This window comes from Pseudomonas sp. USTB-Z, assembly GCF_019691255.1.
Classification (GTDB): Bacteria; Pseudomonadota; Gammaproteobacteria; order Pseudomonadales; family Pseudomonadaceae; genus Aquipseudomonas; species Aquipseudomonas alloputida.
Genome location: NZ_JAECZP010000002.1, coordinates 112,958 through 137,113, shown reverse-complemented (window position 1 = coordinate 137,113; position 24,156 = coordinate 112,958). Strand labels below are relative to the sequence as shown.

The window sequence follows — 24,156 nt, the reverse complement described above, 5'->3', positions numbered from 1 at the left end:
TGGGGGGGCTTGCTGGTGCCGTCGGGCCTGGGGTTAAAAGACCCGCACGTACCTGAGGTTGAGGCGGAAGTTTTCCTTGGGGCCGTTTTCTACCGCGAGGTCACGCCCCAGTTGCACTTGCAACTGGTCCTTGGCGGTGAAGAACTTGTTCGCGGTGACGCGGAAGTTGGTGGTTTCGGCGCGGTCGTCCTGCGCCGTTCCGTCAATCTGGTTTTCCCCGCCCCAGGTGTGACCGAGGCCAATTGCCAGTGAAGTGCCTGGGTCGACGATGTAGCGCCCCATCAGTTGCGCCCCGTAGGAAACCTCCTGTTCACGGCGCGCAGAGCTGGAGCCGAAGTCGTCGTTGTCGCTGTACCAGATGGCATCACCGACCAGGTCGACAGCCCATTTTTCGCCCAAATGTTTGACGTAGGCGGCCTGCAGATCGACCTTCCAGCGGTTCTCGCCAAGGTTGAGCGCGTCGTCGCGGTTGTAATTGCCAGTGGGTGCGGTGAGGTAAACGGTGGCGCCAAGGATGTCGTTGGCATCGTTCAAGCGGTACTTGAGCGGCGCCGTCAGGGTGAGGTCACCGACGCCGCTGGTGTCGCCCAGGGCTGAGGCATCGCCGCTGCTCGATACGCGGCCGAACGGCAGCAGAAATTGCGGCTCCAGGGTCAGTCGATCAGTCAATTGATAGACGTGCAGCAGCCGCAGGATGCCGACGTTGGAGGTCAGTTTGAAATCGGAGCTGACTTTGTGGCCGTTGGCGTAAGCGCTGTCGGTGGTGGAGTGTTGGTAATAGACCACACCGATCGTTGCACCCACCGGCAGCGCTTCATAATCACCCGGATCAACTTCGAACGCTTGCACACACACGCTTGGCACGGCTGCCGCGAGCATCAGGTAACGGAGCTGTTTCATGGACAGAGGTCCTTTATTCTGGGCAAAAAGAGCCCCACTGCCGCAGGGACGGCAGGTGAGGGGCTAAACGTGGAGTTGGGGGCTAGTTGGAACTGACTTTTGCGTCGCGCAACATGCCGGTGTGTGGGTGGCAGTTGATGTATTCGAACACCTGGCTGCTTGCATCCGACACGGAGACTTCGTGATAGAGCCGCAACTTCTCGAGCCCTGCCGCTACCCGAAAGAAGGTGACGAAAATACGCAGATGGGTGGGGTGCGATTCCGCCCAGCGTTCGAGTTTCTCCAGTGAACGCCAGTGGCCGATGTTGTAACTCATGTCGAGTAGATTGCCGTCAGCGTCGATATTGCGTACAAAGCGATTGCTGTAACAGCCCAGCGGCTGGCCGTTATCGCGCAGAAAATCCATACCATCCTGCAAGGTCGGCAAGATTTCATCCAGGTACAGCGAGCGCTCAGCCGCTTCTGCCGCTGCCCAGTCCTGGCCTGAGCGAATCAAGGCGATATTGTCATGGCCGATCACCACTACCCGACCGCCTTTGGCCGGGTCGCCAGCCACGACTCGCAGTTCGCCGTTCGGGTTCATCCAGTCCGTTTGCGACACCGGGAAACGGTCGCGCATCGAGCCCCAGTAACCGTGTTCCTCGATCTCGCCACTGGTGGTGTCCATGATCGCCCCGACCCCGGGCAAATCGCTCTGGAACGCATACAGCGTCTCGAACTGCTCGGCCCGCGGCGCGGTGATTTCGCGGTAGTAACCAAGGCCATCATTCAAGCGTTGCGGCGAACTCCACCAGCCATCCACCTCAGGCGAGCGTAACCAGCGGCAGTAAGCACCGGTATCTTTCCAGTAGCCGACGATCATCAGGTTGTCGTAGCCACTGCTGTCGGTGTGGTGCGTCAGGTCGTGAGTCAGCGGGCCGCCACTCAAGCTAAAGCTGTCGAGAATCTCGCGCATCGCCTGCAAGGCCCGCTCACGCTGGCCATCTCCCCGGTACTGCACCCCCAGATAGGCCATCACTACTTGCTTCAGCTGCTCATCAGCGCGGCCGACCCACATCGGGAAGGGCGGCTGGTAATCATCAGGCACCCGGCGCGATAACGTGCGCGGGCACATGAGGTGTTTATCGATTGCAGATTCCATCACAGGCTCCTTGTTATTTTATGTTCAGAACACGCTCAGCTTTGCCTGGTGCGTTTGCCAGCCGGGCGCGCAGTGCACACGCCGCCCACTCGAGCACCCACGATAAAAACTCTTCGGGCGCCAGGTCGCGCCTATGCAGCCACCTGAACTCGTCGGCGATTCGCTGTTGTTGTAATTGCATGGGCTACCTCATCAGCGCAGTTGCTGGAAACAACGTGAGGTCAAAATTAGGGAGGACTGGGCAACGTCGCTTTGTTCGCAAGGACAATCGTTTGGTTGGAAACGACAGCGCCGTAACACCCGCTTGAGCACGAACCGCGATGGTGCAGCGTCCAGGGAAAAGCAGCATTTTTGCCCCGAAATGGGGAGCGATATGGGAGGTTTTGGAAAGCGCCTGTTGGCGCTATAAGGACGAAGGCTGAGATGGCCGCAGCATGTACCAGCGAATACCGCTGGCGTGAATATTGCCTACGCGAACTTCTGTAACAGTGCCCCTTTTTCAAGTTGCCACATGAAGGTGAGCGCCATCATGGCTGAGACCAACCACTATTCGACCCTTGCCGTTTCGCCATCCCGTCGCTTTGATTACTGGCGGGAGGTGGTCTGCCGCCATTGTTTGTCGGCAGACAGCAAACCCTCGTCGCAGAGCAACTTCGAGGGAGCGCTGCAGGTCAACGGCATCGGCCCGTTGGATGTCACGACGCTGTCGTCGCCGCTGCACCACTGGGTGCGCTCCGAGCAACACCTGCGCAGCGACCCCGCCGAAGACATATGGTTGGGAGTCACCCTCGACGGCTACGGCGAAATTGAACAACACAACCGCAAGGCCAGGCTCACGGCCGGCAATGTGTTTCTTTACGACGCAACCCAACCGTTTCGATTCAGCCTGGGTGGTACCGAAAACCACCTTATCCGCATCCCCCGGCCGCTGCTCGCACAGCGCGTCCCGCACATTGCTGACATCACCGCGCTGGTGCTGGAAGAGGGGCGCCCCGGAGTGATCCCGCTGCGGCAGATGATTGGCCAAGCGGCCAGTTCTGCGCCGTTGCTGCGGGACGAAGGCGTCTCCCGACGGTACTCCAACACCATCGTCGACCTGCTGGTGCTCAGCCTTGAGTTGCAGGACCTGAAGACTACCCATCGAGAACTGGATCTTTATGGGCGAATCATGAATTACATTCAACGCCATTTGACTGAGCCGGAGCTGTCGATCGAGTCGATTGCCCTGGCACATCACGTGTCGACACGGACGGTGACACGGGCGTTTGCCCGGCATCAGAAGTCACCGGTTGCCGAGATCTGGAGGGAACGGCTGAATGCTAGCCGCGCGGCGATTGAGTGTGGGCAGGTAAAGAGTGTTTCGCAGGCGGCGTTGGAGTTTGGTTTTTCAGACTTTTCGCATTTTAGCCATGCGTTTCGCAAGGCGTTTGGAGTGGCGCCGCATTCGTTGTTACCGCGCAGTAGGGGGTGAGAATTGAAACCTGCGCTTGGCCACGCTCTGTGCCCCTCAAACAAAAAACCTGATCCCTATGTAAAGGATCAGGTTTAGCCTGACTTACAGGCCCAGTTCGGTCAGCCCTGGGTGATCATCCGGACGGCGACCCAGTGGCCAGTGGAACTTTCGCTCGCTTTCCTTGATGGGCATGTCGTTAATGCAGGCAAAGCGGCGATGCATCAAGCCGTCGGCTTCAAATTCCCAGTTTTCGTTGCCGTAGGAGCGGAACCAGTTGCCCGAATCGTCGTGCCACTCGTAGGCGTAACGGACGGCGATGCGGTTGTCGGTGAAGGCCCAGAGCTCTTTGATCAAGCGGTAGTCCAGTTCTTTCTTCCACTTGCGAGTGAGGAAGTTCCGAGCTTCTTCACGGTTGTTTGCAAACTCGGCACGGTTACGCCATTGGGTGTCCACCGTATAGGCCAGCGCAATCTTTTCCGGCTCACGGGTATTCCAACCATCTTCGGCAAGTCGGACCTTTTCGATGGCCGATTCGCGAGTGAAAGGAGGAAGTGGCGGACGAGCGTGTTCGTTGGACATGGTGGTGCCTCCAATCGTTTGGATGGTTCAGTTGAGTGGGTATTTCTTTAACTTAAAGCGCTTGCGCGCTGCACATCTTTGAGCAAGACCTTTGCGATTTCTCGTGCACTGTCGAGCGCGCTGTGATCACCCATGACGTGGGCCACGGTTATCGTGCCCTCTATAATCAAAAGAAGTTGCTTGGCCAAGCCAGTCGGATCGTTAACACCTAATGCGCTGGTCAGTTCTAGCGTGTAGTCCAGCAGCTTTTGTTTATGCAGTTTTGCGATCTGTCGAACAGGGTCGTCTGCGTCACCCACCTCTCCGGCGGTGTTGATAAAAGCACATCCACGAAAACCGTCAGACGCGAACCAACTTTTGAGTGCATCAAAAATGCCAAGGATGCGCGCTTCTGGCGTTTGCGCTTTTTCGCATTCACTTCTGAACCACGTCATCCAACGTATATCGCGTGCATTGAGTGCCGCTGCTGCGACCTCGTCTTTATTCGCAAAATAGCGATAAATACTTTTACGTGCGACGCCCGAGGTCTTTACCAACAGGTCCATGCCCGTGGCGTGAATCCCGTTTTCGTAAATCAGCTTCTCGGCAGTCGCCAGGATTTTTTCGCGTGTGTCAGTCATTGGCTTATCCATGTAGCCAGAGTAGAACGATCGTTCTCCCTGGTCAAGCAGCGCTTGAAATTATTCGATTGCGTGCAAGCGGGGTGCCGGCGTGCTTTCGATCAGGGCCGCTGGCTTCCCGCTGATCAGTCGCGCTCCAGTTCGGCGAAGCGGCTGGACAACCAGGCGTGCAGGTGCCTTACCGCAGGCGACAACTGCTTGCGGTGCGGGCACACCAGGCTCAAAGGCATGGTCGGCCCGGGGTAGTCCTGCAATAGCACGACAAGTCTTCCCGCCAGCACATCGTCGCTCACATCCAGCCACGACTTGTAGGTTATCCCTTCGCCGCCCACGGCCCAGCGCCGGGCAATATCGGCGTCGTCGCAGAGCAGGGCACCACGCACCTGGACGGTCTGCGTTCCCAGTTGCCACTTGTCGTAGACCCGGCCCTGTTGCATGTACAGCAGGCACTGGTGTTCGAGCAGATCTTCGGGGGCTTGCACGGTGCCTTCGCGCGCAAGGTACTCGGGCGAGGCCACCAGTACCTTGCGGTTCCAAGGTGCCAGTGGCAGGGCTACATAGTTGGCGTCGGCGTTCAGGCCATAGCGGATGGCGATATCCACCGGATCGCGGAACAGATCGGCGATCTGGTCGGAGAGGAAGAAGCGCAGGTTCAACTGGGGATGCTCTCGGCGAAACGCCGTGAGCCAGGGCAGCAGCACGTTGCGCCCCAGATCGGAGGGCGCGGCTACCTGCAACGTTCCGCTGAGCTGGGCGCTTTCCTGACGCAGGTTGTCGCGCCCGTGCCTGAGGGCTTCCAGGGCAATCAGGGCCGAGGGCAGGTACTGCTCGCCTTCGGCCGTGAGGCGCAAGCTGCGCGTGGTGCGGGCAAACAATCGCACATCCAGCTCACGCTCCAGGCGCTTGACTGCTTCGGCCGCCTGGCCGGGTAGCAGGTCGGCCTCGCGGGCCGCCGCGGTAAAGCTGCCCAGCGCGGCGCTGCGAACGAAGATGCCCAGGTCGTCGAGACGGATCATTATCACTCCTGCAATGAAAGTGTTGATGGGCAGGGCCCGTTTTTCCCGGACGCCTGGCACGCCAGACTCAATGCCAAATCAAACCACATTCAGCAGCGAGTGCCCATGAAAGCGATCAGTTTCATCCACAAAGGTTTGCCTATCGAAGACCCTGCGTCTCTTCAAGACATCTTCATGCCCAAGCCCAGCCCTGGGCCCAGGGACCTTCTGGTCGAGGTCAACGCCGTGTCGGTCAACCCCGTCGACACCAAGGTGCGCGCCGGCACTTTCACGCGTGAGCCGAAAATACTCGGCTGGGACGCGGCCGGTATCGTCCGCGAAGTCGGGGCCCAGGTGACCCTGTTCAAGCCCGGAGACCAGGTGTACTACGCCGGCTCCATCGCCAGGCCCGGCAGCTACAGCGAATATCACCTGGTTGACGAACGTATCGTCGGGCATCAACCGCGTAGCCTGGGTGCAGCACAGGCAGCCGCGCTGCCGCTGACGGCCATCACCGCCTGGGAACTGCTGTTCGATCGCTTGGGCATCGTGGAGGGCGGCGGGGAGGGCGATGCCCTGCTGATCGTTGGCGCTGCCGGCGGCGTCGGTTCAATGCTGGTGCAGTTGGCCCGGCAACTGACCCGCCTGACGGTTATCGGCACGGCCTCCCGCGCCGAGACCAGCAGCTGGGTACGCGAACTGGGCGCCCATCACGTCATCGATCACAGTGCGCCGCTGCAAGGGCAGCTGCAGGCCTTGGGGATCGAGTCAGTCAGCCATGTCGCCAGCCTTACCCATACTGATCAACACTTTGCGCAACTGGTTGAAGTGCTGCGACCACAAGGTCGCCTGGGGGTGATCGACGACCCGCAGACCCTGGACGTCATGCCGCTCAAGCGCAAGTCGCTGTCGCTGCACTGGGAGCTGATGTTCACCCGCTCGCTTTACGAAACCGACGACATGGTGCGCCAGCACGAGCTGCTCGAGCGCGTGGCCGGGCTGATCGACCAAGGCATCCTGCGGACCACCCTGGGCGAGCATTTCGGCGCCATCAATGCCGCCAACATGCGCCGTGCCCATGCGCTGGTCGAGAGTGGCAAGGCGCGCGGCAAGATCGTCCTGGAAGGCTTCTGAAACCTGTTTGACCGACAACGGCGGACTGGTCGATCCGGTCTGCCAGGCGCATGCATGCTTGAACGAACCGTGTTTCTCTGCGCCGCGCAGATTCCCGGCGCTACGCCCGGTGAAACGCATGCACACATTGAAGCAGGCACTACCGTGCCTGCTCTTTGCAACTGACCAGGAGCTTGATGTGAACCGACAAGATTACCCCCTCGTTTCCCTCGCCATCCTCAAGGCCAAACCAGCCCAGGCACCAACGCTCAAAGCGGCCTTGCTGGCGTTGATCGAACCGACTCGGGCGGAGCCCGGTAACCGCGACTACATGCTGTTCGAACGTCGTGACGAGCCAGGGACGTTCTACATGCGCGAGGCGTTCGATAACCAGCAGGCCCTGGATGCGCACCTGACCACTGCTCATTTCCAGCGGTTTGCCGAGCAGGCTGAACAGCTGCTGGCAGAGCCCTTGCAACTGATCTTCCTTGACCCGGTGTCATCTGCCGTTGTGCCCAGTCCCTGAGGCAGGCCAGGCAATGCGACCCGCCCTGGGGCACTGTTACCTCGACCGATGTGGATGGCTGTTCTCGAGGACGTTGGCGCCAGTTTGCGAGTGGGTCGCCATTTCACTTTCAAGGACGCCGCTGAACTTTCGTTGCCGGCTGATTGATGCTGGGTTTTTCTGAGCGTACGGCGCGGTGTTCAAACAGACTTATCAGGGGTGCCTGTAATTGCAATCAGCGCCAGCATGAATAATCCGATGTCCAAATTTTCCATGGTCTCGTCCTGCGGGTTGATAGGTACAGGTTGACACTATTTCTTGGCACGGCGGGTCATGCCATACGCCGTAAAGCCACGGCCATGGCCCCGCCAAGTACCGCCATGGCCAGCAGCAGCGCGGGGAACGTCAACCACCAGGGCAGGCCGACGGTCATCATGCTGAACTCCGACATGCCGCCGATGCTGGCGAGCAGGTTCAAGGGCAGGAACACCACATTGATCATGGTCAGGTTGCGCAGCGCGTGGTTCATGCCGTTGTTGGCCAGGTTGCCGCGGGCCTCGATCAGGTTGGTAAAGACCTGGGCATGGATCTTCGCCTGCTGGTAGCTTTGCTCGTTTTCGATGATCAGGTCATTCAGCATTTCCAGTTGTTCGGGCCCGAAGCCGTGTTTCTGGCCATGGCTGCGCAGCAGGGCTAGCACGGCGCCATTGCTTTGAATGGCGTTGACGTAATACACCAGGCTTTCGCTCAGGCTGTACATCTGCACCAGGTGCTGGTTGTCCATGGACCGATCGAACTGCAGCTGGATTTCGCGGGCCACCTGCTTTACCACCCGCAGGTGGCCCAGGTAGTGATGCACGCTCTCAGCCAGCATCGCCATCAGCACATCCAGCGGGGTGCTCATGCCGGCCTGCCGGTCTACCCCGGCGAGTAGCGAGTTGGCGGCGCAGATCACCACCAGGCGCTTTTCGCTGAGTACAACGCCGAATGACGAGACATTGAATACCCGGCCATCAAAGCTTTCCGGGCGCTTCCAGATCAGGAACAGGTGATCGGGCTTGATCTCGATACGCGCCACTTCATCCGGGTCCAGGGAGGACTCCAGCGACTGGGCGCTGACCCCCAGGCACTTGCACAACCGGGTTTGCTCCGCGGCGTCTGGCGCGACACACAACCATACGCTGGCTCGTTCCTCGGGGGCTTCAAGAAGCGCACCGTCTACGGCGAGGTAGTGTTCGATCATCGTTTACCAGGCCTGGCCGAGGTGTTTACGTTCAAGCCGCTGCACGAAAGCCTGCAGCACTCGCTGGTAAAGCGCGTTACCCAGCACGGCGTCTTCGGTGCCAGCATCGAGGTTGGGGTTGTCGTTGACTTCGATCACCAGTACGCGGTCGCCGGTCTGCTTCAGGTCCACACCGTACAGCCCTTGCCCGATCAGCCTGGCAGTGTCGACGGCCAGCTTTACGACTTCGGGCGGTGCCTGTTCCACCGGGACCGCGCGGCACAGGCCGTTGACTTCGCCGGCCTGGGCCTTGTGGTTGTAGATCTGCCAGTGGCCCTTGGACATGAAGTACTGGCAGGCGTACAGCGCCTCACCGTTGAGTACGCCGATACGCCAGTCGTATTCGGTGTAGCAGTACTCCTGGGCCAGCAACAGTACCGAGTGTTCGAACAACTCCTGTGCCGCCGAGGCCAGTGCCTGGGCGTCGGCGACCTTGATCACGCCTTTCGAAAAGCAGCCGTCGGGAATCTTCAACACCAGTGGAAAACCGAGGCGCCGGCCCACAAGCTCGAGCTCCTGCGGGCGGTCCTTGTACAGGATTTCCGTGGCCGGTGCGCCGAGGTTGTGGCGTTTGAGCAGATCGGCGAGATACACCTTGTTGGTGCAGCGCAGGATGGAGGAAGGGTCGTCGATCACCACCAAGCCTTCGCTTTCGGCCTTTTTGGCAAAACGGTAGGTATGGTCGTCCACCCGCGTGGTCTCCCGAATGAACAAGGCGTCAAATTCGGCCAGGCGTGCATAGTCCTTCTTTTCGATCAGCTCTACATCGATGCCCAGCTGTTTGCCGTTTTCGATGAACTGCTCCAGCGCCTCAGGATTGGAAGGTGGCAGCGCCTCGGCCGGGTCATGCAGAATGGCCAGGTCGAACCGGGCCAGGCGTTTGGAGGCGGGCTGGCGCCACGTCCGGCGGTTGAAGGCATCCAGCGCGTCGGCAAACAAATGCTGCTGCTCATCCCGCAGTTTGTGCAGCGCGCCGGCCTTGATCCCGTCGATCTGCCAGGTGTCACGCCTGCGAAACTCCACCAGCAAGACAGGGCAGGGGAACGACTCGAACAGCTGTCGGCCGATATCCTGAAGGGGTTCAATGGCGGTCCGCCCGAAATACAAGGTGAGGGTGAAGGCCTCGGTGCTGCCATAGGGGTGATCGGCCAGGGCTCGCTCCAGCGTGCGTTCCAGGTCATCCAGCCCCACGCCATAGAGCGCCTTGCGGGTAAGCTCGCTGATGGTTCGCACCGACGGGAACACCTTGTGGCCCCGTGCCTCGGCGAGCAGCGAGCAGTAGTAGCCTTGCCCCAGATACTTGTAGCTGCGGCACAGGTTGATTACCTGCGTACGCCTCGCAACGTCGTCGCTGTGTTCAAAGTAATCCTGGGCCAGCATCAGGCTCTCGCTGGGAAAGTAGCTGGCCCAGTCTTCCTTGCGCTCCACCACGATCAACAAGCGGTTACCGGCGCTCCGCTTACTGGGCGGCTCCTCGGAGAGGGTTATTGTGGAAACGTCGGTTTTGGCCAATACTTCGGCCACGTTGGCTTGCACCGCTGACATGAGTATTCGATCCCTGTTGAAGAAGACGCCCCTTCAATAAATCACGGGTTTCCCGACCTGTCCCGGTTCGTTACTCAAACATTACGGTGTTGCCATGGCTTTTGATTTTCGCTTTGCATCGGTGGCCGATATCGATGCGCTGGTTGCCCTGGAGCAGGACTGTTTCACCCTCGACCGCCTGAGCCCGCGTAATTTCAACTGGATGGTGCGACGCGCCAATGCCAGCCTTATTGTCGCTGAACAACAGGGGCATCTGGCGGGCTACGCGCTGCTGCTGTTCCATCGCGGCACGTCACTTGCCCGTCTGTATTCAATTGCCGTAAGCCCGGCCTGGCGCGGCCATGGGTTGGGCCAGCAGTTGCTGGAGCAGGCCCAGGCAAGTGCGCTGGAGCGTAATTGCGCCTGGCTGCGCCTGGAGGTGCGCGCGGACAACCCTGCGGCCATCAGCTTGTACGAAAGCAATGGCTATCAACGCTTCGCTGTGGTTGAGAACTACTACGAAGACCACAGCCAGGCGCTGCGTTTCGAGAAGCGTATCCTGCGCAGCGCTCCGCCCCCTGCACGGCAAGTGCCGTACTACGCGCAAACGACCGAGTTCACCTGCGGAGCGGCCTGCCTTTTGATGGCCATGGCTGCGGTCGAACGGGGGCGGGCCATGCACCGCAGCGAGGAAATTCAACTGTGGCGAGAAGCGACCACCATCTTCATGACGGCGGGGCACGGCGGTTGCAGTCCGCAGGGGCTTGCACTGGCGGCCTGGCGCCGCGGGTTCGAGGTGTGCATGGTGGTCAGCCAGCCTGGATCGCTGTTCCTCGATGGAGTACGCAGTGCTCAGAAAAAAGACGTAATGCAATTGGTCGAGGACGGCTTTGCCGGGGCGTTGGCCGAAACCGACGTGCATCAGGTGCTGGCGCCCGGCCTTGATGTGCGGTCAGCGTTGCAAGACGGGTTCAGGCCGGTGGTGCTGATTAGCAGCTACCGTTTCACTCGTCTGAAAGCCCCGCACTGGATCTTGGTCACGGGTTGCGATGACGAATTCGTGTACCTGCATGATCCTGATGTGGATCACAGCCGCCAAAAACGCATCCTGGACTGCCAGCATCTGCCAGTAAGCCATGCCGAATTTCAGCGCATGAGCAGTTTCGGCAGGCAGCGGGTAAGGGCCGCTGTGCTGTTGCGCGGGCGATAGAACGGCTGTGCAGGTGGGTATGTATGGCATGGGCATGGAGTGAACATGAATAGTGCTCCGGATGGGATCGCATGCCGGAGCACTTTGCGCTTCAAGCGTGAAGCAATGCCTCGAGCTGGCCCTTGCGGTCAAGACGGGCCAAGTCATCGAAGCCGCCGACATGCACCTTGCCAACAAATATCTGTGGGACAGTTCGGCGCTGGGATCGCTGCATCATTTCCGCCAGGTGCAGGGGTGACGTTTCAACGTTGATTTCGTCAGGGGTGATGCCCTTGCTCGACAGCAGTCGCTTGGCGCTCAGGCAGTATGGGCAGTGCGGGGTGGTATAGATAGTCACAGGGCTCATGGCGGTTACCCTCCTAGTTTGCCGATGGCGGAAAGTCGATATCGGTAGCGGCGATGTTGTTCAGGTAGTTGGTCAGGGTTAACAGCGTGACCTGTGCCACCACCTCCACGATCTTGCTATCAGTAAGACCTGCCTCACGCGCGGCAGCGATCTGCTCGTCACTCAACTGGCCGCGCCTTGCCGTGATCTGCTGCGCCAGTGCGGCAACCGCGCTGAGTGTGCCGGCTCGGGCTTGGCTTACGGCCTCATCGTTCAAACCCGCCTTGCCGCCGAAGAAGGTGTGTGCGGCCAGGCAGTAGTCGCACCCGTTGATTTCCGAGGTGGCGAGGGCAACGACTTCACGCTCGGCGGCGCTCAGTGAGCTTTTACCCAACGCTTGGGCGAGGCCCAGGTAACCATTGAGCGCGACCGGAGCGTGCGCCAGGGTCCTGAATGCGTTGGGAATGAAGCCGAGACCTTTTTGAATGCCTTCGAGAGCTGCGCGCGAGCCAGTAGGGGCCTGGTCCAGCGAGAGAGCGGTAATTCGAGTCATGGTCGTTCTCCAATAGGTGTATTAACCGGCTTGTCTATCAAGCGTGGAGTCCATACTAGAGAGGCAGACTTTTCTTTCGGCTTCAGATCGTCGAAGTTATGCAACAGATCGTCTAAACCTGAGTGCGCTATGGACCGATTGTCGACACTGCTTAAGCACTTCAACCTGCACGCTAGCGCGTTTCACCAAGGTGGGTTCTGTGGAACGACCCACCTTGGGCAACACAGTGTCGGCCACGCCCATCTGTTGCGCTCGGGGCGTCTGGCCCTCAAGGACAAGCGTGGCCAGCGAATCGAGTTGACCGAACCCACCCTGATTCTGGCGGTGCGCCCGCAGGAGCATCACTTGCTGGCCACCGACGCCGATGAAGCGGAGTTAGTGTGCGCCACCCTGCAGTTCGATGGCGGCGCCAACAATCCGCTGACCCTGGCTTTGCCGGACTTCATCATCAAGCCCCTTGGCGAATTGCAAGGCCTTGATGGCACCCTTGACTGGCTGTTCGAAGAAGCCTTTGGAGATGAGTGTGGTCGTGATGTCATTCTCAATCGCTTGTTCGAGCTGATGATCATTCAGCTGCTTCGCCACCTCATCGCCAGCCGCAGCATCGCCTCGGGAATGATGGCGGGTCTGGCCAACGCTCAGCTGTCTCGCGCGCTTGTGGGGATCCACGATGAGCCGCAGCGCAATTGGTCCGTGGCGGAACTGGCGAATCTTTCGGGCATGTCGCGGGCAAGCTTCGCTTCGCACTTTCGCGAGATCGTGGGTATTACGCCTGCGGACTACCTGGCGAACTGGCGCATCAGTTTGACGCAAAAACGTCTTCGCGAAGGGCGCCCCATTGCCCTGATCGCCGATGAGGTCGGCTACGAAAGTCCTTCTGCGTTAGCCCGAACCTTTCGCCGCAAGGTGGGCGCGAGCCCGAAACAATGGCTGCAGCAGGGAACGGTGTGACGCCTGGTCGACCGACTTGCACGCCAGGGAATGAGCAAGGTCCTGCGCCTCATCGGGGTGGCCTACACGTTCTCCCGAAGAAAATCGATGAACGCCATCGTCCTTGCCGAGCGGCGCCGCTCACGGCTGAACACGGCGCTGACCGGCAGCGCGGTCGTCTGGTATTCGTCGAGCAGGCTACACACGCCACCCTGCTCGAAGTCCGCAGCAAACAGCCACTGCGGAGACAGGGAGATGCCCAGGCCTCCGAGGACCATTTCACGAATGGCCTCGCTGTTGTTGCTGGTGACGTTGCCTTTGATTGCAACCTCAAGTGCTTCGCCACGATGGGTGAAGTGCCAGCGGTCGTAATGCTCAAGCAAGGTGAAGGCGATGCAGTTGTGGCCTGCCAGTTCGGCGGGCTCGCGTGGCTGGCCATGGCGATCGAGATAGGCCGGTGCAGCATAGACTCGCCGTGTGCTGGTGCCCAGGGGCACGGCCACCAGCCCCTCGCTCTTCACCACGCCAATGCGGATAGCCAGGTCGATGTTTTCCATGAGCAGGTCTTCGTTGTAATCGTTCAGGCGCAGGTCGATCTGCACATCGGGGTGGCGCTGTAGAAAAGCCCCGATCAGGGGCGCTATGCACAGCCTCCCATAGCTGACCGGTGCGGCTATTCGCAGGGGGCCGGCGATCTGCTCCTGGCCGCTGGCGAAGCTGCGTGTTGCATGCTCCAGCTGGCTGAGAATCTCCTGGCAGTGGCTGTAGAAGCGTTGCCCTTGATCGGTGAGGGCGAGGTGCCGGGTGCTGCGGGCGAACACGGCTCCGCCCAGGTACTGCTCCAACGCACGGACCTGCTTGCTGATTGCCGGCTGCCCCATGTTCAGCTCCCGAGCCACTGCGGAAAACGAGCCACGCTCCACGACGCGCACGAAGATGCGCATGCTGTCGAACAGGTCCATCGCTATTGGGCCTCTTTGGGGAATAAGTAATATCCAAATTTAGTTTCTTATCGGAATGAGGACGACGGTGCAACCTGTAAGCGTCCACTCATTCAGAGGTTCCCGTCATGAATCAGACCATGCTTGCCGCTATCGCCGAATCCGCCCAGACCCCGCTGGTCGTGCGCCACATCGCCCGCCCTGTGCCCGGTAAGGGACAGGTTTTGGTGCGGATTCACGCCGCCGGGGTCAACCCGCTCGACACCAAGATTGCGATCGGTGCAGGTGCTCACGCCCGCCAGGAGTTGCCGGCCGTGCTTGGCCTGGATCTCGCCGGGACCGTCGTCGAACTGGGCGAGGCGGTTGCTGGTTTCACGCCTGGCCAGGAGGTCTTCGGTATGGCCGGCGGCATCGGCGGCGCCCAAGGCACCCTGGCCGAATACATCGCCGTGGATGCCAGGCTGATTGCATCAAAGCCGCATGCACTCGGCATGCGTGAGGCTGCCGCGCTGCCGTTGGTATTCATCACCGCTTGGGAAGGTCTGGTAGATCACGCCAATGTTCGTAGTGGTCAGCGTGTGTTGATCCATGGCGGCGCAGGTGGCGTCGGCCAAGTTGCGGTGCAATTGGCCAAGGCTCGCGGTGCCGAGGTCTACGCCACCGGTTCGGCGGGCAATCTCGACTTCATTCGCGCGCTGGGGGCCACGGCGATTGACTATCAGACGCAGCGTGTAGAGGCCTATGTCGAACAATATACGGCCGGGGAAGGTTTCGACATCGTTTATGACACCGTCGGCGGCAGCACGTTGGACGCGTCATTCAAGGCAGTAAAGCCTTATACCGGGCACGTACTCAGCTGCCTCGGTTGGGGCCAGCACAGTCTCGCGCCTTTATCCTTCAAAAGTGCCACCTACTCGGGCGTATTTACCCTGGCACCGCTGCTAACCGGCAAGGGACGCGAACACCATGGAAGTATCCTGCGCGAGGCTGCCGTTCTGGCCAATGCCGGGCAACTGGCGATCCGGGTGGACCCGCAACAGTTTGCATTGGATGAGGTCAACGACGCATTCCGACAGGTCGCGGAAGGTCGCGGCAGGGGCAAGACGGTTATCCAGTTGGTATGTGAATAGTCTCCCGAGCTTTATTAATCAGCAATTACCTGCCAGAAATGCCCGTTTCCAGCCTTGGCTGGCCTTCACAAACAACTGCCAAAGGGGGACATGGCAAGTGATCATGAAAGTTGTTCCTTGATGTGAGGGGCTTTGTTCCAGGCGGTGCCGGCGGCCGGTCAAGCTGGCCGCAATCGAAGTGGTGACTTTGTCGCTACTGTCGGGAGGAAGGGGAGTGCCAGAAGAATCGATCATTCACGCGTGGTTATACCGGCATGAAGCAGCGCCGCGATAATGAAAGGCGCCTTTTTCTCTAGATACTCAGCCATCCCACCCGTATTGATCGACTCCAACTGAAGCTTCAGCGTTTCATACTGTTGGCGGATCGAGGCATCGCGCCTAAGCAAATCTCTGAACCCCAGCATCTGAGTGATCGTCAGGTGGTCGCGGGTACAAACATGGAGCTTGTGCGTGCGAATCCCATCCACATTGCGCCGGTAGAAATGATGGCCCTCTGACAGATCACTTCCCCGTACATACCCCAGAGCCATCAACACCTCGTCCCGCGTCGAGGTATTGCGATGCGCGTGAACCTCAATGAGCACATCGAGTTCGGGCTTCGCCGCCAGCCCTGGGACAGACGTGCTTCCAACGTGGTGGACAGCAATCAGTTCAGCGTCAAATGCCGAGGCAATGAGTGGCTTGTCTGTCAGGAAGCGGGCGGGCCATGTGGGATCGTAGGGGGCAATCTTGCTGGTCAGTGCCATGTCCGTTCCTTGGCGATAAATCCTCGAGGCGCCGGATTGTCCACCAAGGCGTGTGCTTTTGCCACCGACTTACAGGTCAATCACTGTCGCCGAGATGTGTCTTCGGAATCCGGGCGATTCACGCTTCAACACCCGCATATCGATAGACCGTCGCACTCCAATACTGGCTGCCGTTACGCGTTTGGTGTTTCCATCCGTCTGCCATCAGGTGCTTGGAGATCATCCGATTCATGAAACCATTACCGAACAATGGCTGTGACTCGTTTTGGCTGGCCGTGGCGCATCAGGATTATTTCCCCGCTCACAGCAGGCTGCCTTTTTCAAACCCGCCATGATCACGGTACCACGCCAAGGTGTCGGCGATTGTCAGCTCGAGTGCCCGGAAACTCAGTCCAAGCTCCTGTTCACTCTTGCGGTGGTCGAAACGGGTGCGGTCCTGCTCTCGTACCAGTAGACGCAACGTGGCCATGCTCAGCAGAATGGGTCTGCCGGTCAGGCGCGCATAGATCTCCTGCACAGCCGCCAAGGTGTATAGAAAGGGCAGCGGTATTTGTCGAGCGGGTGTCTTGACGCCCGCGATGCATCCTAAAACAGGCATCAGTTCGCGCATTGTCATATGTCGACCCGCCGCGAGATAGCGCTCACCTCGGCGCCCATGTCTGGCTGCGGCAATGTGTGCCAATGCCACATCACGGGCATCGACAATGGAAAAACTGCCAGGGATCAACCCGGGCAACTTGCCCTGAACCACATCGTTGACCAATTGCCCCGACGAGGTTGGGCCAATGTCGCCAGGCCCCCACATCCAGCCAGGCAAGACCATACAGGGATGCATCTGGGGGTGGCTCTCCAGGAACGACAATACGACACGGTCAGCGAGGATCTTGCTGCGGTAGTAGTCATCGGCGTCGGCCCTCAGGCAGTTCTCCTCTATGGGGGGAAGCAAGGAAACACTGACCGCCGTGGTAAGCGTCACGCCTGGAAATTGCCCGAGTTCGGCATGTCTATCTACGGCGCTACCAAAGCCTTCGTGCTGTTTCTGTCTCAGGGGCTGAGTCAGGAGCTGTCACCCAAGGGCGTGTACGTGCAAGCGGTGCTGCCAGCAGCGACCCGTACCGAGATCTGGGCGCGGGCCGGCATTGACGTCAACACACTCCCGGAGGTGATGGAGGTCGCTGAGCTGGTCGATGCTGCACTTGTCGGTTTCGACCGTCGCGAGTTGGTAACCATCCCGCCACTTCATGTTGCCGAGCGCTGGGATGCACTGGAAGGTGCACGTCAAGGGCTGATGTCTGACATTCGACAAACCCACGCGGCTGAACGATATCAGCGCCCACTGAACGCGTGATTGTGTACGAATGATCGAATTCGCGGCCTCCGCTTCCCTATGAAACCAAGGCGACCAAGTCACACGTTGTGCTTGGCCGCCCGATGACTTTAGACTTAAAGTCAACTTTAAGGTCAATAGGTTTTTCAGGGTGAGGTATGAGAATAGGCGAACTGGCAAAAATCAGTGGGCTGGCTCCGTCACGCATCCGTTTCTATGAAGCCAGTGGCTTGATTAGCGCCGTCGAGCGCAAGGCCAATGGATACCGGGACTATGCGCCTGATACCGAATGGGTGCTGCAACTTATAACCAGCGCACAGGCGGCAGGTTTTTCTTTGGAGGAGATCCGGCAATTGATGCCGATGGACGCCAGTGGCTGGCGGCACGACGAGTTGCTCACTGGGCTCAAGCAAAAGGTTGAGGAAATCAGTGCGCTGGAGGAACGGCTAGCACAAAACAAAGCGCAACTTCTGCGCGTCATCGAAGGCATCGAGGGTAAGCCCGAAGGCATGGCGTGCGCGGACAATGCGCAAATGCTGATAAATCGTTTGCGTGAAGAAGGGGTTGGCCAAGCGTCCGGCAAGCGTGCGGTAACGTCTTCAACGAGAAAAAACGCCCGCCAGGCTTCCGGGGCCTGACAGGCGCAAAAAGTCTCAGCGCTCGCCAATCAGGCCGGCGAGCGGTTTGGGGGCATAGAGCGCACTCTGAAACGCTGGCACGTATTCGTACTTCATCATTTTCCCAAGCTTCAGGGGGCGGAGGTAATTCGACAGAGCGCCGTCGCCTAGTGTGAGGGTGGCTGAATCTGCGTCGTGGCTCGAGCCGTGACGCAGTTGGCGGGAAACCGCATAACCGTATGCCAACTGGCCCTGATGATCGAGATTGGTGAAGCTGCTGGTGACGATATCGACTTCGCGAGAGAGCTTGTCGAGTTTCTTCGCTTTGAAGGACACGTCGACTTTTCCGGTCTGGCTGTCGGTGCTGCCAAGACTTCGATTGAACACCCCACTCGGTTGTCGGGCGCCCATCGGGTGACACACTTGCCAGGACCTGGCGCGTTGAAAATCGACTGACCTTGAAAAAGGTATTGACCTTAAAGTCGACTTCAAACTTAAGGTGGCCGCATATCCAATTGAGGACTGCTCCATGAATGTGTTCGACACCCTGATGCTTCCCAACGGTTCGACCGTCAAGAACCGTATCGCCAAAGCCGCCATGGAAGAGAACATGGCGGATGCCCACCAGGCGCCTTCTGAAGCACTCATGCGTCTCTATCAAGCGTGGGCCGACGGTGGTGCCGGCCTGATTATCACCGGCAATGTGATGGTCGACGGCCGCGCCATGACCGGACCGGGTGGTGTGGTGTTACAGGACGATCAGCAACTGGACAAGTTCAAGCGCTGGGCGCGTATTGGTCGATCCGGCGGCGCGCAGTTCTGGTTGCAGATAAACCACCCAGGGCGGCAGATGCAGTCCAATCTTGGGCAAAAAACCTGGGCACCGTCAGCCGTGCCGCTGGAACTGGGCACAATGTCCAAGCGTTTTGCCACGCCTCACGCGATGCCCCCCGGCGTGATCGAACAGGTTATTCAGCGCTTTGCGAACACCGCACGCCTGGGCGAACAAGCCGGATTCACAGGTGTGGAGATCCACGCGGCCCACGGCTATTTGTTGAGCCAGTTCCTTTCGCCACTGACCAACCAAAGGAAGGACGAGTGGGGTGGCTCTCTGGAAAACCGGGCGCGCCTGTTGCTCGAAATCGTCAAGGCAGTCAGGGCAGTGGTTTCTGTGGATTTTGCAGTGGCGGTCAAACTCAACTCCGCCGATTTCCAGCGTGGAGGGTTCACTACCGAAGACGCGAAAAAGGTCGTTGAGTGGCTCAACGACCTGGGCGTAGACATGGTGGAATTATCGGGAGGCAGCTACGAAGTCCCCGCCATGCAGGGTGACGCGCGCGATGGTCGCACCCTGGCTCGCGAAGCTTATTTCGTCGAGTTCGCCCGTGATCTCCAAACCGTCGCCAAAATGCCGGTGATGGTCACTGGCGGTATACGTCGCCGCGCGGTGGCCGAAAGCGTTGTGCAGAGCGGTGTGGACATGGTGGGTATCGGCACGGCGTTAGCCATCGATCCGCACTTGCCTCGTGACTGGTTGCAGGGCAAAGACAACGCCCCTCAATTGCCGGCGATCACCTGGAAAAACAAAGCCATCGCATCCTTGGCAAACATGGCAGTAGTGAAGTTTCAACTGCGCAAACTCAGCCGGGCTAAAAAGCCTGACCCGAGCGTTTCGCCGTTGCGCGCGCTGATCGTGCAACAGCTCTTCATGGCTTATCGCACGCGCCAGTATCGAAAATGGATTGAAACGTCTGCGCATGACAAGGGCCTGGGAGACGCAAGATGACGATCGCTGTAGAGGGCTCGTTGGCTGTTTGGCAATGCGCCTGAAGCAGAAGTTTGGGACCGGCATTTTGTGACTTGTGGCCAGAATCGAGAGGAGGGCGGGATTTTTGATTATTGGGTTGTCCCGGCTAGCCTGGCTTCAGATGTCTTCGCAGAGATCCAGACGTTGGTAGATGGCCAAGCAGACGGGGAGGTGGAGTTTCCCGGTAGCGGATACGTTCGCGTGTCCCCGTTGTCAGCTTCTGCGCGGCTGAAGGGTCATGACCTATGCGCGTAGCTAAACGATGTGCTACGCAGTGAGCCAGTGAGACCGAGCAATTGCTTCCGCATCTGTGGATGGCTGACTGATCTGTGCGAGGTGTGTACGCTGGCCGCTTACTCTTTAGCACTTCATTCGAGATATCCATATGACACCCAATCCGACAACCGATAACGCATTACGCGTTGCGTTGGTGACAGGATCAACGTCCGGTATTGGTGCAGCCATTGCACGTGTCCTTAGCCGGGCAGGCTATGCGGTGGTGCTCCATTCGCGAAATTCTGCGGATACGGGACGCGCGATGGTTGCCGAAATGAAGCAGGCTATTTACTTGCAAGCTGATCTTGCTGTCGAAGCTGACAGGGTCAGGCTTGTTAACGAGGCTATCGCCGCGTGGGGGCAGCTCGACGTACTGGTCAATAACGCCGGTATTAGCAGAGTCATTGCGCACGGCGACCTTGCCTCTGCCAGTTCGACGGTGTGGCACGAGCTTAACGAGGTTAATGTCGTGGCACCGTTCCATCTGGTTGCTTTGGCCGAGTCGGCACTGCGCGATGCTGCCCGTTACCGTCGAGCAGGTTGCGTCGTAAACATCAGTTCGCATGCCGGTACCCGTCCTAAGGGCGCATCGATTCCCTATGCGGTAAGCAAAGCTGCGCTAAATCACATGACCCGCTTGCTCGCGCTATCGCTGGGGCCAGACATTCGCGTAAACGCTGTGGCGCCTGGCTTGGTCGACACGCCTCTGACCGCAGAGTGGACAGAGGCCCAAGAATTGTGGCGAACTCGCGCACCCATGCGCAGGGCCGCCAGCCCAGACGACATCGCAAAAGCTGTTGTCATGCTGGTCGAGTCGGACTACTTGACCGGCGAGATACTCCTTTCAGACGGTGGGTTGAATCTGACTTAGGTTTAGCGTGTTTCGGTGGAGCAGAAGAGCCACGCTGTTTCACCGACTCGCTCATACGCCGGACGGATAGCATAGGCATCTGTAGCCAGCTTCTTGGCGTCCGCTGTCACGGGGCAGGCCCAGAGTCGATCCCCTCTATCCGCGTCTGAAGCCTTTGCATAAGTACTTTGCGAGGGTGATAGGATACTCGCCGATGTCACCCCAAGATTCTGGACAGGTCTACCTCGAAGTAATCGTAGGTCACCGGTTCAAGCGCCTTGACGATGTCGCGGTAGATAACCTGACGTTCGACCAATGCAGTGGTGTAACGTTGGAGCTGTGGGGGGCTCATCAAATACGCTTCTAGCAGGGTTTGCGCTTCGATGATGTCACTGTAGAGAGGGTACGCGTCCGCAGATTCCACCCCGTTTGCTTTGGTGACTACAATGTTATGCCGTAGTACGCCTCTTAGGAAAGTCGCCAGAATCATGATGTCGACAATGGGCGTGCCGGCGTAGGGAATGCCGCAGTGGGTCTGCCCGTTGAGCAAAATGAGTGGTTGGATTTTGAAGTCTTCGGGCAGACGGAAATCACGTCTCGCGCACTCTTCACGGAACTGTTTTCTGTATTTTTGGATGTAGTCTGTTTTGCGTTGAAGTTGGGTCTGGGCCTCAATGATCTTTTCCCGATGCTTGAATACTTCATCGGGGTCGACCGGTTGCAGAAAGCATTTTGCTTCGCCAATGACAACGACATTACCGATGCGCAACACGATGTCGATGTCTTCGAAGAGAGGTTCTTCCTCAACGTCTCCCGGTAAATTGAATTTCAACGCGTGGGGCATCAGAGCAACGTCCCGCTTTATCGGGGAGGCGCTGATGGTGTAATTCAACACGTCGCGCAGATAGTTTTCAAATGACAGCCCACGGGTATCAAACTTCGCACCGAGTTGGCGGATCCAGATGTCTACGTTGCGCTGGGTTGTGCCCAGTGAGGGGGTAAAGAGCACCAGCAGCTCGCTGTCGTTCAAGGCGATAAGGGGCTGTGTCCACAGTTCATTTTCTTCATGCCGCTGTGCTGCTGAGGGTGAATAGGTGAAGAACTCGAGCAGCTTGTGGCTGATGTCGGCGGTGACGCACAGTGAGTCACGGATGGCTTCTATTAACGCACCTCGTGGGATTCTGGGCGTGGTGAGTTCGGCCAATGCTTGGGTGGGGGTTTGCGGGTTGTTGGATACGTGAGACCCCTTCTTCAAAAGTGCCACCAAGCTTTGCAGCACGGTCCAGCACTTGATCACGTCGATTATCGTGCCTCCTGCGAGCCGAGGGCTTTGAAATCGGGCAAGTTCTGCGTAGTACGGCTGCAAGGCTTCTTGCATGAGAACGTAGCTTTCGCGGGACCGCTCACCGATTGTTTCATCCGCTGCCAGCACGAATGTGTAATTTCCGTCGACGGCAGTCACTGCAACGATGGGTCTAGGTATGCCGAGCGCGGCATGGCTGTTTGAGCGGCGGGCTTGCTCAAACATCGAGTGATGGTGAAGGCTACTGGCGTGATGAACGGCACTGCGACGACTTAAGGTTATCCACTTCCAATTTGCGTCAGAGGGCCGTGCTGGCGACAACTTGACGCCTTCAGCGGACTCGGTGAAAACGTAGTTATTCCACAGACACTCTTCCCATAAGTCTTCGATAATTTTGTAGAAAGTTCCGATTGCGTAATCCACTGCGATATCGCTTTGTGATGCTGTTCTCGATTGCGCTTCTTTGGCGTGCGACGGCTTCTGGCTAAGGATCATTCGAAGCGGGAGTTGTAGCCCGTCGATATCCGATTGCGCGATCTGATCCAACGAATGGGCTACACCATCACGGTCATGCACGCTGGGCAGGATATGGCTTGCACTTCGCTGCGCAGGATTCTGCGACCTGGACTCGCGAACAATGTCGGCAATTGATAACTGGTAGCCGATGGCGTTCAAGTTAGCATGGCTGACGAACGCTAACAGCTTGTCATTCCGGCTGATTTTCTTGTCAGCCGCGAAGCTCAACTCGCCCCTGATGGTTGAGAAGGCCCGGAAAAACCAGACACCGGCTTCGTATAAATTTTTGGACGCTTGATCCATCCCGTCGAGTTCAAAAGCCGCTTTCCATTCAGCCAGATTGAAACTTCTCTGATTTGGGCGGGCGACTTGGTTATCCCTGACACGCTTTGCAAAGGTCATCGAAACTCCTTGATTCATGATCACGCTGTAGAGCAATGGCCTTAGCGATATGCAAATAGCCGTGATCAAGAATTCCCCACCTTGGATAATGGCATTGATTTTAACCCCTGCTTAAGTCGAAACGGGAGCCTGCTTGGCGGGCTTACTGAAACAATCCGCGCACGACTTCCCTCAACCATCGATTTCCATTGTCCTGATGATAGCGGGCATGCCAATGCTGTTTGACCGTGAACCCCTCCACTTCGAACGGGCAGTCATGGACCTGTAGCCCATGCATATCGGCCAGTGTCTGCCCGATATGCCGCGGCAAGGTGCCCAGGAGATCGGTAGTCCCGATTATCATCCCTAACCCGAGAAACGCTGGCAGCTCGAGCATGATCCGCCGTTCGATCCCGGCCCGCGCCAACCCTGCTTCCAGCAGCTTCTGCCCGGTGCCGAAACTGATCTGCACATGCCCCTCGGCCCGATACCGCTCCAGGCTCATGCCATCGCCCAGGCGCGGATGCTGCGGGTTGCTCAGGCACACCCAGTCCTGCTCGAACAGCACCTGCTGATACATCCCCCCTCCCAGCCAGGGCACGAAGCCGATGGCCAGGTCCGCTTCGCCCGATTCCAGCGCGCTCTCGGTATTGCCGTCGATCCGCGCCGCCTCCAGGCGGATGCCCGGCGCATGGCTGCGCAGATGGTTGAGGATGCTTGGCAGCAAGGTGATGTGGCTGGCATCGCTGACACACAGGCGAAAACGCCGCTGCGCTGTGGCGGCGATGAACTGTGGCTCCCAGGCGGTCAGCCGGCGCAGCGATTCCAGCACCTCACGGCACGGCCCTATCAGCTGATCGGCGCGGGGGGTAGGGGCCATGCCGCCCGGCGTACGCACGAACAGCGGGTCGTTCAATTGCTCGCGCAGGCGCGCCAGCCAGATGCTGATGGTCGGCTGGCTCTGCCCTAACTGTTCGGCGGCACGGGTCACGCTGCGGCATTGGTACAGCACGTCGAACAGCTGCAGCAGCTTGGGTTCGGGCAGGGCCTCCAGGGTAGTCATTATTGAAATTCTCAATAGCTGTATTGAGGTCATTGTATAGCGCAGATAAACCCCGCTGCATAAGGTGAT

General features: G+C 58.8%; 23 protein-coding genes and 4 pseudogenes. 11 read left to right on the top strand and 16 right to left on the bottom strand.

The features are described from left to right. Positions 1–33: 33 nt before the first annotated feature. Positions 34–900 carry a transporter gene (locus I8746_RS02590; protein WP_014756486.1) on the bottom strand — a complete coding sequence of 289 codons (867 nt, stop codon included), beginning with the start codon at positions 898–900 and terminating at the stop codon, positions 34–36. A gap of 82 nt (positions 901–982) precedes the next feature. Further along, on the bottom strand, positions 983–2,041 hold the full coding sequence (locus I8746_RS02585; protein ID WP_017147644.1) for a phenylacetaldoxime dehydratase family protein: 1,059 nt from the start codon (positions 2,039–2,041) through the stop codon (positions 983–985). A 529-nt stretch (positions 2,042–2,570) separates the two neighbouring features. Here I8746_RS02585 and I8746_RS02580 point away from each other — a divergent pair. After that, a complete protein-coding gene (locus I8746_RS02580; RefSeq protein ID WP_041167384.1) occupies positions 2,571–3,512 on the top strand; it encodes a helix-turn-helix domain-containing protein in 942 nt (313 codons plus the stop codon). 84 nt (positions 3,513–3,596) lie between these two features. Here I8746_RS02580 and I8746_RS02575 read toward each other — a convergent pair whose 3' ends face one another. The 3 genes from I8746_RS02575 to I8746_RS02565 form a co-directional block, all read right to left on the bottom strand. Continuing rightward, complete coding sequence (locus I8746_RS02575) at positions 3,597–4,073, bottom strand: nuclear transport factor 2 family protein (RefSeq protein ID WP_014756490.1); 477 nt, start codon at positions 4,071–4,073, stop codon at positions 3,597–3,599. 47 nt (positions 4,074–4,120) lie between these two features. Continuing rightward, complete coding sequence (locus I8746_RS02570; protein WP_047604926.1) at positions 4,121–4,705, bottom strand: TetR family transcriptional regulator; 585 nt, start codon at positions 4,703–4,705, stop codon at positions 4,121–4,123. A gap of 113 nt (positions 4,706–4,818) precedes the next feature. Then, a complete protein-coding gene (locus I8746_RS02565; protein ID WP_017147641.1) occupies positions 4,819–5,709 on the bottom strand; it encodes a LysR family transcriptional regulator in 891 nt (296 codons plus the stop codon). 105 nt (positions 5,710–5,814) lie between these two features. Here I8746_RS02565 and I8746_RS02560 point away from each other — a divergent pair, with 105 nt between their 5' ends. Next, on the top strand, positions 5,815–6,822 hold the full coding sequence (locus I8746_RS02560) for a zinc-binding alcohol dehydrogenase family protein (RefSeq protein ID WP_161774485.1): 1,008 nt from the start codon (positions 5,815–5,817) through the stop codon (positions 6,820–6,822). A gap of 118 nt (positions 6,823–6,940) precedes the next feature. After that, positions 6,941–7,327 (top strand): putative quinol monooxygenase, encoded by a 387-nt coding sequence (locus I8746_RS02555; RefSeq protein WP_221100116.1) that lies wholly within the window; start codon positions 6,941–6,943, stop codon positions 7,325–7,327. A 310-nt stretch (positions 7,328–7,637) separates the two neighbouring features. Here the strand turns inward: I8746_RS02555 and I8746_RS02550 are convergent, their stop codons facing one another. Together I8746_RS02550 and I8746_RS02545 are read right to left on the bottom strand one after the other, a co-directional pair. Next, positions 7,638–8,549: a magnesium transporter CorA family protein gene (locus tag I8746_RS02550; protein ID WP_221100115.1), complete on the bottom strand. Its 912-nt coding sequence runs from the start codon at positions 8,547–8,549 to the stop codon at positions 7,638–7,640. A 3-nt stretch (positions 8,550–8,552) separates the two neighbouring features. Next, positions 8,553–10,133: a RimK family alpha-L-glutamate ligase gene (locus I8746_RS02545; protein WP_003248192.1), complete on the bottom strand. Its 1,581-nt coding sequence runs from the start codon at positions 10,131–10,133 to the stop codon at positions 8,553–8,555. 94 nt (positions 10,134–10,227) lie between these two features. Between I8746_RS02545 and I8746_RS02540 the strand changes: the two genes are divergently transcribed. After that, complete coding sequence (locus I8746_RS02540) at positions 10,228–11,322, top strand: GNAT family N-acetyltransferase/peptidase C39 family protein (protein ID WP_064490613.1); 1,095 nt, start codon at positions 10,228–10,230, stop codon at positions 11,320–11,322. 91 nt (positions 11,323–11,413) lie between these two features. On the opposite strand, the gene grxC is transcribed toward I8746_RS02540, so the two are convergent. Further along, on the bottom strand, positions 11,414–11,668 hold the full coding sequence (gene grxC, locus I8746_RS02535) for a glutaredoxin 3 (RefSeq protein ID WP_010953858.1): 255 nt from the start codon (positions 11,666–11,668) through the stop codon (positions 11,414–11,416). 13 nt (positions 11,669–11,681) lie between these two features. After that, complete coding sequence (locus I8746_RS02530) at positions 11,682–12,200, bottom strand: carboxymuconolactone decarboxylase family protein (RefSeq protein WP_064490612.1); 519 nt, start codon at positions 12,198–12,200, stop codon at positions 11,682–11,684. 129 nt (positions 12,201–12,329) lie between these two features. On the opposite strand from I8746_RS02530, the gene I8746_RS02525 reads away from it, so the two are divergent. Beyond that, on the top strand, positions 12,330–13,151 hold the full coding sequence (locus tag I8746_RS02525) for an AraC family transcriptional regulator (protein ID WP_014756497.1): 822 nt from the start codon (positions 12,330–12,332) through the stop codon (positions 13,149–13,151). 62 nt (positions 13,152–13,213) lie between these two features. Here the strand turns inward: I8746_RS02525 and I8746_RS02520 are convergent, their stop codons facing one another. Then, positions 13,214–14,092, bottom strand: a complete 879-nt coding sequence (locus I8746_RS02520; protein ID WP_221100114.1) for a LysR family transcriptional regulator — start codon at positions 14,090–14,092, stop codon at positions 13,214–13,216. Positions 14,093–14,199: 107 nt separating this feature from the next. Between I8746_RS02520 and I8746_RS02515 the strand changes: the two genes are divergently transcribed. After that, entirely contained in the window at positions 14,200–15,201 is a 1,002-nt protein-coding gene (locus I8746_RS02515) for a zinc-dependent alcohol dehydrogenase family protein (protein WP_088512151.1), read from the top strand. A 230-nt stretch (positions 15,202–15,431) separates the two neighbouring features. Here the strand turns inward: I8746_RS02515 and I8746_RS02510 are convergent, their stop codons facing one another. The 3 genes and pseudogenes from I8746_RS02510 to I8746_RS02505 all read right to left on the bottom strand — a co-directional run. Further along, positions 15,432–15,947 (bottom strand): GrpB family protein, encoded by a 516-nt coding sequence (locus tag I8746_RS02510; RefSeq protein ID WP_012052477.1) that lies wholly within the window; start codon positions 15,945–15,947, stop codon positions 15,432–15,434. A gap of 118 nt (positions 15,948–16,065) precedes the next feature. Next, positions 16,066–16,197 (bottom strand): annotated as a pseudogene (locus tag I8746_RS27040) (histidine phosphatase family protein); the annotation flags it as partial. A 51-nt stretch (positions 16,198–16,248) separates the two neighbouring features. Then, positions 16,249–16,881, bottom strand: a pseudogene (locus I8746_RS02505) (oxidoreductase); the annotation flags it as partial. A gap of 54 nt (positions 16,882–16,935) precedes the next feature. Between I8746_RS02505 and I8746_RS02500 the strand changes: the two are divergent. Both I8746_RS02500 and I8746_RS02495 read left to right on the top strand, forming a co-directional pair. Beyond that, positions 16,936–17,295 (top strand): annotated as a pseudogene (locus I8746_RS02500) (SDR family NAD(P)-dependent oxidoreductase); the annotation flags it as partial. Between the two features lie 137 nt (positions 17,296–17,432). Continuing rightward, positions 17,433–17,912 (top strand): MerR family transcriptional regulator, encoded by a 480-nt coding sequence (locus I8746_RS02495; RefSeq protein ID WP_221100113.1) that lies wholly within the window; start codon positions 17,433–17,435, stop codon positions 17,910–17,912. A gap of 15 nt (positions 17,913–17,927) precedes the next feature. Here I8746_RS02495 and I8746_RS02490 read toward each other — a convergent pair. Then, positions 17,928–18,254: pseudogene (locus tag I8746_RS02490) on the bottom strand (hypothetical protein); the annotation flags it as partial. Positions 18,255–18,420: 166 nt separating this feature from the next. Between I8746_RS02490 and I8746_RS02485 the strand changes: the two are divergent. The 3 genes from I8746_RS02485 (at position 18,421) to I8746_RS02480 (ending at position 20,845) form a co-directional block, all read left to right on the top strand. Further along, positions 18,421–19,677 carry an NADH:flavin oxidoreductase/NADH oxidase family protein gene (locus I8746_RS02485; RefSeq protein WP_012052468.1) on the top strand — a complete coding sequence of 419 codons (1,257 nt, stop codon included), beginning with the start codon at positions 18,421–18,423 and terminating at the stop codon, positions 19,675–19,677. A 69-nt stretch (positions 19,678–19,746) separates the two neighbouring features. Further along, positions 19,747–19,953, top strand: a complete 207-nt coding sequence (locus I8746_RS27425) for a DUF6196 family protein (RefSeq protein WP_371919688.1) — start codon at positions 19,747–19,749, stop codon at positions 19,951–19,953. 130 nt (positions 19,954–20,083) lie between these two features. Beyond that, positions 20,084–20,845: an SDR family NAD(P)-dependent oxidoreductase gene (locus I8746_RS02480; protein ID WP_017147635.1), complete on the top strand. Its 762-nt coding sequence runs from the start codon at positions 20,084–20,086 to the stop codon at positions 20,843–20,845. Between the two features lie 196 nt (positions 20,846–21,041). On the opposite strand, the gene I8746_RS02475 is transcribed toward I8746_RS02480, so the two are convergent. Both I8746_RS02475 and I8746_RS02470 read right to left on the bottom strand, forming a co-directional pair. After that, positions 21,042–23,045: a hypothetical protein gene (locus I8746_RS02475; protein WP_221100112.1), complete on the bottom strand. Its 2,004-nt coding sequence runs from the start codon at positions 23,043–23,045 to the stop codon at positions 21,042–21,044. 142 nt (positions 23,046–23,187) lie between these two features. Then, on the bottom strand, positions 23,188–24,087 hold the full coding sequence (locus I8746_RS02470) for a LysR family transcriptional regulator (RefSeq protein WP_003248234.1): 900 nt from the start codon (positions 24,085–24,087) through the stop codon (positions 23,188–23,190). Between the last annotated feature and the right edge of the window lie 69 nt (positions 24,088–24,156).

Bases quoted from the DNA above. Each gene is read 5' to 3' on its own strand.
- I8746_RS02590 (WP_014756486.1), bottom strand. From the start codon at position 900: ATGAAACAGCTCCGTTACCTGATGCTCGCGGCAGCCGTGCCAAGCGTG.
- I8746_RS02585 (WP_017147644.1), bottom strand. From the start codon at position 2,041: ATGGAATCTGCAATCGATAAACACCTCATGTGCCCGCGCACGTTATCG.
- I8746_RS02580 (WP_041167384.1), top strand. From the start codon at position 2,571: ATGGCTGAGACCAACCACTATTCGACCCTTGCCGTTTCGCCATCCCGT.
- I8746_RS02575 (WP_014756490.1), bottom strand. From the start codon at position 4,073: ATGTCCAACGAACACGCTCGTCCGCCACTTCCTCCTTTCACTCGCGAA.
- I8746_RS02570 (WP_047604926.1), bottom strand. From the start codon at position 4,705: ATGGATAAGCCAATGACTGACACACGCGAAAAAATCCTGGCGACTGCC.
- I8746_RS02565 (WP_017147641.1), bottom strand. From the start codon at position 5,709: ATGATCCGTCTCGACGACCTGGGCATCTTCGTTCGCAGCGCCGCGCTG.
- I8746_RS02560 (WP_161774485.1), top strand. From the start codon at position 5,815: ATGAAAGCGATCAGTTTCATCCACAAAGGTTTGCCTATCGAAGACCCT.
- I8746_RS02555 (WP_221100116.1), top strand. From the start codon at position 6,941: ATGCACACATTGAAGCAGGCACTACCGTGCCTGCTCTTTGCAACTGAC.
- I8746_RS02550 (WP_221100115.1), bottom strand. From the start codon at position 8,549: ATGATCGAACACTACCTCGCCGTAGACGGTGCGCTTCTTGAAGCCCCC.
- I8746_RS02545 (WP_003248192.1), bottom strand. From the start codon at position 10,133: ATGTCAGCGGTGCAAGCCAACGTGGCCGAAGTATTGGCCAAAACCGAC.
- I8746_RS02540 (WP_064490613.1), top strand. From the start codon at position 10,228: ATGGCTTTTGATTTTCGCTTTGCATCGGTGGCCGATATCGATGCGCTG.
- grxC (WP_010953858.1), bottom strand. From the start codon at position 11,668: ATGAGCCCTGTGACTATCTATACCACCCCGCACTGCCCATACTGCCTG.
- I8746_RS02530 (WP_064490612.1), bottom strand. From the start codon at position 12,200: ATGACTCGAATTACCGCTCTCTCGCTGGACCAGGCCCCTACTGGCTCG.
- I8746_RS02525 (WP_014756497.1), top strand. From the start codon at position 12,330: ATGGACCGATTGTCGACACTGCTTAAGCACTTCAACCTGCACGCTAGC.
- I8746_RS02520 (WP_221100114.1), bottom strand. From the start codon at position 14,092: ATGGACCTGTTCGACAGCATGCGCATCTTCGTGCGCGTCGTGGAGCGT.
- I8746_RS02515 (WP_088512151.1), top strand. From the start codon at position 14,200: ATGAATCAGACCATGCTTGCCGCTATCGCCGAATCCGCCCAGACCCCG.
- I8746_RS02510 (WP_012052477.1), bottom strand. From the start codon at position 15,947: ATGGCACTGACCAGCAAGATTGCCCCCTACGATCCCACATGGCCCGCC.
- I8746_RS02495 (WP_221100113.1), top strand. From the start codon at position 17,433: ATGAGAATAGGCGAACTGGCAAAAATCAGTGGGCTGGCTCCGTCACGC.
- I8746_RS02485 (WP_012052468.1), top strand. From the start codon at position 18,421: ATGAATGTGTTCGACACCCTGATGCTTCCCAACGGTTCGACCGTCAAG.
- I8746_RS02480 (WP_017147635.1), top strand. From the start codon at position 20,084: ATGACACCCAATCCGACAACCGATAACGCATTACGCGTTGCGTTGGTG.
- I8746_RS02475 (WP_221100112.1), bottom strand. From the start codon at position 23,045: ATGACCTTTGCAAAGCGTGTCAGGGATAACCAAGTCGCCCGCCCAAAT.
- I8746_RS02470 (WP_003248234.1), bottom strand. From the start codon at position 24,087: ATGACTACCCTGGAGGCCCTGCCCGAACCCAAGCTGCTGCAGCTGTTC.